The 7,222-nt window shown below is 52.7% G+C and carries 8 protein-coding genes; 6 read left to right on the plus strand and 2 right to left on the minus strand.

The window, feature by feature from the left end:
• Positions 1-52 precede the first annotated feature (52 nt).
• From FDX19_RS19860 to FDX19_RS19870, 3 genes are read left to right on the plus strand one after another with little or no spacing between them, the layout of a single operon-like run.
• Positions 53-1,375, plus strand: coding sequence for an integrating conjugative element protein (locus FDX19_RS19860; protein WP_137384069.1), 1,323 nt, complete (start codon positions 53-55; stop codon positions 1,373-1,375).
• Positions 1,376-1,377: 2 nt separating this feature from the next.
• Positions 1,378-1,695 (plus strand): hypothetical protein, encoded by a 318-nt coding sequence (locus FDX19_RS19865; RefSeq protein ID WP_137384059.1) that lies wholly within the window; start codon positions 1,378-1,380, stop codon positions 1,693-1,695.
• The gene (locus FDX19_RS19870; RefSeq protein WP_137384060.1) at positions 1,692-3,188 is read left to right on the plus strand and encodes a conjugal transfer protein TraG N-terminal domain-containing protein; all 1,497 of its coding nucleotides are present in this window, start codon (positions 1,692-1,694) and stop codon (positions 3,186-3,188) included. Before FDX19_RS19865 ends, FDX19_RS19870 begins: the two co-directional genes overlap by 4 nt.
• A gap of 4 nt (positions 3,189-3,192) precedes the next feature.
• Here FDX19_RS19870 and FDX19_RS19875 read toward each other — a convergent pair whose 3' ends face one another.
• Positions 3,193-3,537, minus strand: coding sequence for a DUF3742 family protein (locus FDX19_RS19875; protein ID WP_170974411.1), 345 nt, complete (start codon positions 3,535-3,537; stop codon positions 3,193-3,195).
• Between the two features lie 470 nt (positions 3,538-4,007).
• Between FDX19_RS19875 and FDX19_RS19880 the strand changes: the two genes are divergently transcribed.
• From FDX19_RS19880 to mobH, 3 genes are all read left to right on the plus strand, one after another.
• Positions 4,008-4,637, plus strand: coding sequence for a ParA family protein (locus tag FDX19_RS19880; RefSeq protein WP_170974412.1), 630 nt, complete (start codon positions 4,008-4,010; stop codon positions 4,635-4,637).
• A 65-nt stretch (positions 4,638-4,702) separates the two neighbouring features.
• Entirely contained in the window at positions 4,703-4,915 is a 213-nt protein-coding gene (locus FDX19_RS19885; RefSeq protein ID WP_137384063.1) for a hypothetical protein, read from the plus strand.
• A gap of 12 nt (positions 4,916-4,927) precedes the next feature.
• Positions 4,928-6,778: a MobH family relaxase gene (gene mobH / locus FDX19_RS19890; RefSeq protein WP_137384064.1), complete on the plus strand. Its 1,851-nt coding sequence runs from the start codon at positions 4,928-4,930 to the stop codon at positions 6,776-6,778.
• Positions 6,779-6,849: 71 nt separating this feature from the next.
• On the opposite strand, the gene FDX19_RS19895 is transcribed toward mobH, so the two are convergent.
• A complete protein-coding gene (locus FDX19_RS19895) occupies positions 6,850-7,047 on the minus strand; it encodes a hypothetical protein (RefSeq protein WP_137384065.1) in 198 nt (65 codons plus the stop codon).
• Positions 7,048-7,222 lie beyond the last annotated feature (175 nt).

Here is a 7,222-nt window from a genome sequence, read left to right on the forward strand (position 1 = left end):
GTTAAAACCGGCCCTGGCGGCTGTGCTGGTCAGCCTTTTCGGCCATACAGCGATGGCAGCCGATAACAACTACAGTGTGGACCAGCAGGGAGCGGTTGCCGATGCGCTGTACTATCAGATTGGCGGCGGTTCCGTGATTACACCTGCGCTGACGAGGCGCAATACGCAGTTACTGAATGTACGGGCGGGCTGGAATGCCGACCTGATGTGCGGCAATTTCGATATCAGTACCACAGTGCGCAACCAGCTCAACGGCGTGACAGAAGGCTTCCAGGATTTAATGGGCAATGTCATTCAGTCCGCCACGTCTGCGGTTGCCAGTCTCCCGGCGATGATAATCCAGCGTGCTAATCCGCAACTTTATGACCTGCTGACCAACGGTGTGTTACAGGGGCGTGTTGATTTTGATAAATCGCAACTGACCTGCCAGAAGATGGCGGAGAAGATGACCGATTTTGCCTACGGTTCGGCCTGGACTCAGAGTGCCAAAGCGGAAAATTACCAGGCTGTCGCCGCCAGTGAAACTGATGCGGTACGGGCAGAGAAGAAGGTGGAGAAGGAAGCGGCCAGTAAGGGGAAAACCTGGGTAGGAGGACAGAAACGCGGCGGCAGTGGACAGCCGCCAATAAAGCTGGTCGGTGACACCACAAAGGCCGGATATAACATTCTGAACCAGCGCAGCGTGACCGATACCGGCAGCATTTCGGCGTCGCAGTGCCAGGGGGAACTCTGCCAGGTCTGGAGCAAACCGGAAGAGGCGGCCTCCTGGATGACCAGAGTCGTTGGTGAACAGACCATCAATGTTGCGCCGGATAACGATGTTTCCGGCAACAGCGAAGAAAAAACCGGTGCGCAGGCGGGCGTGGGGCTGTCACCGCTGATTGCCGAAGAGCAGGAAAAAATTGCTGAGGTGCTGACGGAACTGGTTAACGGCAGCATAAAACCCACGTATGAGAATCTGAGCAAAGCGTCAGGCGGGAGTCTGCAACTGACCCGTGGCGTGGTGGAGGCGTTGCGTGATGAACCCGATGTGGCAGTGCTGGTACAGCGCCTGTCCGGTGAGATGGCACTGGCCCGCGTGATGGAGCAGGCGCTGATGGCAAGGCGCACGCTGCTGGCCGGGGCGCGGGAACCGAATATTGCGGCAGAAAAAGAGGCCCAGACGCAACTGAACCAGACCACGGTACAGCTCGACCAGGAACTGAACCAGCTCCGGCTGGAACTGGAGATGCGGCGGATGCTGGCGGATAACGCCAGTACCTCGGTACTGACGCGCAAAACGCTGCGGGATGTCACTCGCGGTGAAGCCGTAAGTGTGGAAGATGACGGCAGTAAACGGGTCAGCGACCTCAGCAAATCCTCCGGGGAGGAGTAGCCATGTCTGCCATATTGTCTCGTTTAAAACCGGTGCTGATGGCGGTCTGCGTACTGACCGGGATTGTCATTATCACCGGGCTGACGCTACGTTTCGCCTCCCCGGCGATATCTCTGCAACATACGCTGTATCAGGTGCGTTATGGATTGCTGGTCTGGCGGCTGGGCCTGTATATCACCGGGGTTATCTTCAGTTTTTCCCTGTACCGTCGCCTGCCTGCGCAGTACCGGCCACGGCTGGTTCGTATTGCAGGCTGGATGCTGGTTTTGCTGGTGGTCAGTGAAGCCAGCAATATGATGCAACAGAGGGCTGGCGCATGACGACACACAGCTATCTGGAATATGCGCTCACTCTGCTGGGCTGGCTTATCAGTAACGGGATATGGGACACCATCACAGCGACAGGATTGTTTGCTTTGCCACTGCTGATGAAACTGATATCCCTGTGGCTGAAAGCACGGGAGCAGGGTGCTGACGAGGGGGATGCCGGAGGATTAACTCTCGCGTGGATGGAGAATACGGTGTATGTAGCGCTTATTGTCATTATGTTCACCTGCGTTCCGTTGCTGAATATCGACCTCACGCAGATGAAATACAACACTGACCGGTCAAAACAGTGCAATTTCTCCATGCCTGTCGCGCCGGACCAGTCCGGTTATGCGCCGCTGGTGAGTGATATTTCCGGTCAGACGGCGGCGGTGCCGGTGTGGTGGTATCTGGTGCATGCGGTATCTAAAGGGCTGGTCAGTGCTGCTACCGCCACGCTGCCGTGTAAACCAGACCTGCGGCAGCTCAGGTTTGATGTGCAGCACTCCCGCATCAGCAACCCGGTGCTGGCACAGGAACTGCGGGATTTTGTGATGGAATGCTACTCCCCGTCGTTGTCACGACTGAAACAACGCGGCGGCGAACTGACCTACAGTGAAAGCCAGGATGTGGCCTGGCCGGGTTCTTCGCGGTTTATGACGCAGGCGGGGTACTACGATACTGACCATGCGCGTTCACCGCGAAGCGCCTGGCCGTATGACAATAACCGGGATGCAGGGCTGGTGAATACCGGCAACGGTGGCTATCCGACCTGTAAACAGTGGTGGTCGGATGCCGATGTGGGACTGAAACCCCGGCTGCTGGCGCAGGTTAAACCGGATGTCTGGCAGTCATTTAAGAAACTGGCTTACAGCAAGGAAAACTATGAAGAGGCGGTGCTGCGGGCGCTGATTAGTCCGCGCAATATGACGGTATCACAGGACGGGCTGGTATATCGGGGCTACGGCGGTAACGTTGACCCGACACTCACCAATGCCCTTGCCAGGACGGGGGCAACTTTCGGTCATTCGCTGGCGTCACTGGCGGCATTTCCGGCATTTGATTCACTGCGCCAGGCACTGCCAATGGTGCAGGCCATTCTGCTGATGGTACTGGTGATTTGTATTCCGCTGGTGACGGTGTTCTCGGCCTACAGCGTCAGAACGGTACTGACACTGACGTTTGCGCAGTTCGGGCTGATGTTCCTGACCTTCTGGTGGGAGCTGGCGCGCTGGCTGGACGGGTGGATGCTGGCGTTGCTGTATGATGGCGATACCCACAGTTCGTGGAATCTGGCCGGGATACAGAATACCCAGGATGATTTGATTATGCAGTTTGTGATGGGAACGATGTTTATCGTGTTGCCTGCCTTCTGGATGGGGGCGCTGGGATGGGCGGGTATTCAGCTTGGCGGCGTGATTGAACGTGCAACTGTAAATGGGACTGCGGATGCGAATAAATCAGGTGGAAGGATGGGGGATGTAATTACAAAGAAAATTGGGAAATAACATCTCAGTCATCGATTTTTCTGCCGCTATAGTAATATCCAGGACCTTCGGGTCCTGTTGCATTATATCCATCGACAGGCTCGTCATCATCATAAGGTATATCTATCCCTCCCTTTGTTGCTGTTACCAGACACCAGGCCATAAAAATCATCAGCGCCAGAAATAACGCTGCAAATAATGCGCCAGCAATCAGTAATCCCACCGCAGTGGCAATGCAAAGATACAGAGGAAGTTTTGTTATCCAGTACGGTACGCCACGCTGTTGCAGTCGGGTTTCCTGCACGTTGAGCCAGCGCAGAAACTGACGGGTTTTAAGTCCGAGACGATAACCAGCATTTTGTTGTTTCATTCTGCACATCCTGTACTGAATAAAAAGTAAACTCACATTACCACTGGTACAAAAAACAGGCAATATATCTTTTTCAGGTAACTCAATCCCTGTGTCCTGTGGCTATTGTTTATTCGCTAAGCATGTTTTTTTGTAATACATTAATTAGCTAAATATGTTTCTTGCCGGAGGTCGTTGTTTTATTCGTTTTTCATGAAAATAAATATTCATGATTTTATGCCGCGCAGGAAAGGGATAAAAGGCAAGGGGAAAGGAGATCAAGAGGTAACAGGCTTACCCTGAAAAGGCCGGGAAAAGGCCTCCTTAACGGACAACACATCCTGTTTTCATGAATATCTGCATTACGCATTTCATTTCTTCATAAAAATATGCAAATCCGGTTTTTAATTCCTTACCGATGCTGGCTATATTTTCAGGCAGCATTCTTCCTGCATTCATTTTGTGCGTTTTTCGTGAATTCAGGAGGCTACATGATTATCAGCTTTATCAGCCAGAAAGGCGGCGTGGGGCGCTCCACGCTTGCCCGTGCGACAGCGGTCGAATTTGCCCGTGCCTGCAAAAAAACACACCTTGCGGACCTGGATAGCTCGCAGCAGACCAGCGCGAAATGGGCAGAGCGCCGCGACAATACCGGGATTTTTCCTGTTGTCGAAACGGGCGTCTATCGCCGTCATGATGTGGCACTCAAAGCTGCCAGTAATTACCCGTGCCTTATTGTTGATACCCGTCCGTTTGTCGATATTTCATCTCTTGATATTGCCCGCCAGTCAAATCTGGTGGTGATTGCCACCGGAACCTCACTCGATGACCTGGAACCCTCACTGTTGCTGGGGCGTGAACTGGTGCATAAAGGCATTCCTCACAACCGCCTGTTCTACGTTGTGGGTAAGGCACCGAGCCAGGCTGAGGGGCGCAGTGCCATTCAGACGATTTCTGCCTGGCAGTTTGCCTGCGCCACGTCGTTCATCATGTTCAAACCTGGCTACAGTATTGCGCTGGATGCCGGATATTCCATTACTGAAACATCCTGGAAAACGCTTAATCTTCGCGCCAGAAATGTCATCAGCGAAATTAGCGTTCGCGTCAGTAGTCATCCCTGAACTAACAAACTGAAATCACGAAATCGGGAAAAACGCATTTCATGATTTCAGACTCTGGATCTCCTATGGCAAAGAAACCTCTGAAATTATCCCCCGTAACGCCCCGCCCACTGGAAGTGGCGACCACCGATCATCACACTGGCAAGACAAAACCTATCCAGATCCGTATCGAACTATTGTTACATCGCGAAATCAAGATTGCGGCGACAGAGCAGGGTAAAACCATCACAGCATTCCTGCTGGAGTGCTATCGGTTCTGGTGCAGAATGAATAAATGAAAGGCTGGATTCATGAAAACAGGCATTCATGCAAAACTGAAATGGCTCACCGGGGGAAAAACCGTCCCGCAGTTGCAGGGGGAGTCATCCATGCCTCCGGAATCCCGTCCCGGCTGGTTTACCCCGCAGACCGCAGAAACTCTGCTGGCAACCCCGTTGCGTCAGCAACTGATGCGAATTATCTGGCAGCGAACCTCGCTCTCCGGTGTGTTATTCACAGAGTTGTATCAGATCCCGGTCAGGCGATTTGCGGAACTGGTACAACAGCTACCCGCTTCGGAATACCATCACCATTCTCATCCAGGCGGACTGCTGGATCACACACTGGAAGTGATGGCCTTTGCGGCCAAATTGCGGCAACGCCACCTGCTTCCGACAGGTGCTGCTCCGGAAGACCAGGCGCGGGAAGCGGAGGCGTGGACGGCTGGGGTTATTTACGCGGCATTACTGCATGATGTGGGGAAAACAGCGACAGATATCGCAGTGACTATGGATGATGACCAGATCTGGCATCCGTGGGAGGGGCCGCTTCGCAGAGCGTACCGGCTGAAGTATCTCAAAAAGCGTGACCATCAGTTGCACCCTGTGGCCGGGGGATTACTGGCAACACATGTACTGCCTGTTACTGCACTGAACTGGCTGGCACAGTATCCGGGACTGTATGCGTCATTTATATACTGTATCAACGGGCATTATGACCAGGCGGGTATCATGGGCGAACTGGTGCAGGAGGCGGATCGCGCATCGGTAGCTCAGTTTATGGGAGCGAACGCGAGCACTGCGCTGGAGCGTCCACAGCCATCGCTGGCAAAACAGACGCTGACGGCGCTGAAAGAACTGGTACAGATACAATATAAACTGAACAATCCTCATTCCGGTTCTGATGGCTGGCTGACAGAAGAGGCTCTGTGGCTCATCAGCAAAACCACCGCTGACAGAGTTCGTGCCTGGTTGCTACAACAGGGAGTGACCAGCGTACCGGACAGCAATGTGCGGTTATTCGATGAGATGCAGTCCCATGGTTTGATTATCCCCACACAGGAAGGGAAAGCGGTCTGGACGTGCGATATTAAAGCCGACAGTGGCTGGACGCCGGGGTGCCCGTTAACATTGCTGAAATTATCACCATCACGGTTCTGGGTCACCACAGGAGAACGCCCTGCACCGTTTACAGGAAGCGTGGTGCCTGTGACGAATAATCCGACAGAGACGCTTAATGTGGGCAGTGAGCAATCTGTACCGTCATCACCTGCACCAGAAAACGAATTAACCGATCTGGCTTTTTCGCTGTTTGCCCCACAGGAAACTACCACACCAGCAACCCATACTTTCCAGCCGGAAATACCCAGTGAAGATAACCGATCTGTTTTGCCTGCTGCTGTACCGGAAAAAGCGACTGCGGCATTATCCGGTGATATTGATAGTCCCGATTATCCATCGGCTCCACCGTCCCGTCCGGTAGCATCGCAGGCAGACAGCAAAATAACACCAGGACTCTCCGGGCAACATTTTTATGACTGGCTATGCCTGGTGGTGCAGGCACGAAAAATTGTGACGAATGACGTGATGGCCCGCGTACATATGGTTCAGGGAAAAGTATTTCTGGTATCGCCGGGGATTTTTCAGCTATATGTTCAGTCGGTCACGGGTGAAACCGGGATGGAGTGGAAAAAAGTACAGCTGAGCTTTCAGCGGCTCGGTCTGCACATGCGAGGCGACGACGGGATTAATATTTTTAACTGTGAGGTAAAAGGGCCACGTAAAACTCGTCAGGTAAAAGGCTATCTCCTGGATAAGCCGGAGAAAATATTTGGTGGCAACGTACCGGAAGATAACCCGTATTTATCCATCATTACGCAGTAATGGAAAAGGTGTGGAGAGGCGTGACCTCCTTTTCATATCTAAGGGACGCCGCAGTGGCGTCCCTTAATCATTTACAGAATTTCTTTTCCGACCGGAGGAGTATTAACCCACTCCTGATCTTCTTTGCTTATTTCAGCATCCGGATTGCATTGCGCCAGTGGTCCGGAAAGTGAATGGCAGGGTTGTTTCTGAGACTCAGTCTCTCCGTTTTTTTCTGTAAAACGATTTTCCATTTCAGCCTGTTGATTTAAATAATCAGTCCCGCTCATACTATGGCTCCACATATGTGCGTGAAGGGTTATCTGCCCGGTACGTCAAAGTAAAACAGCGGAAGATAACCCATCATTATTACCAGAAAAGTCAGGCAACTTTATGTTGCCGGGCGTAAATATACGGCGCAACATATCCATCGCGACTCATATCCAGATAATCGGACCACCATTG

The organism is Citrobacter sp. wls619 (genome assembly GCF_005281345.1).
GTDB lineage: Bacteria > Pseudomonadota > Gammaproteobacteria > Enterobacterales > Enterobacteriaceae > Citrobacter.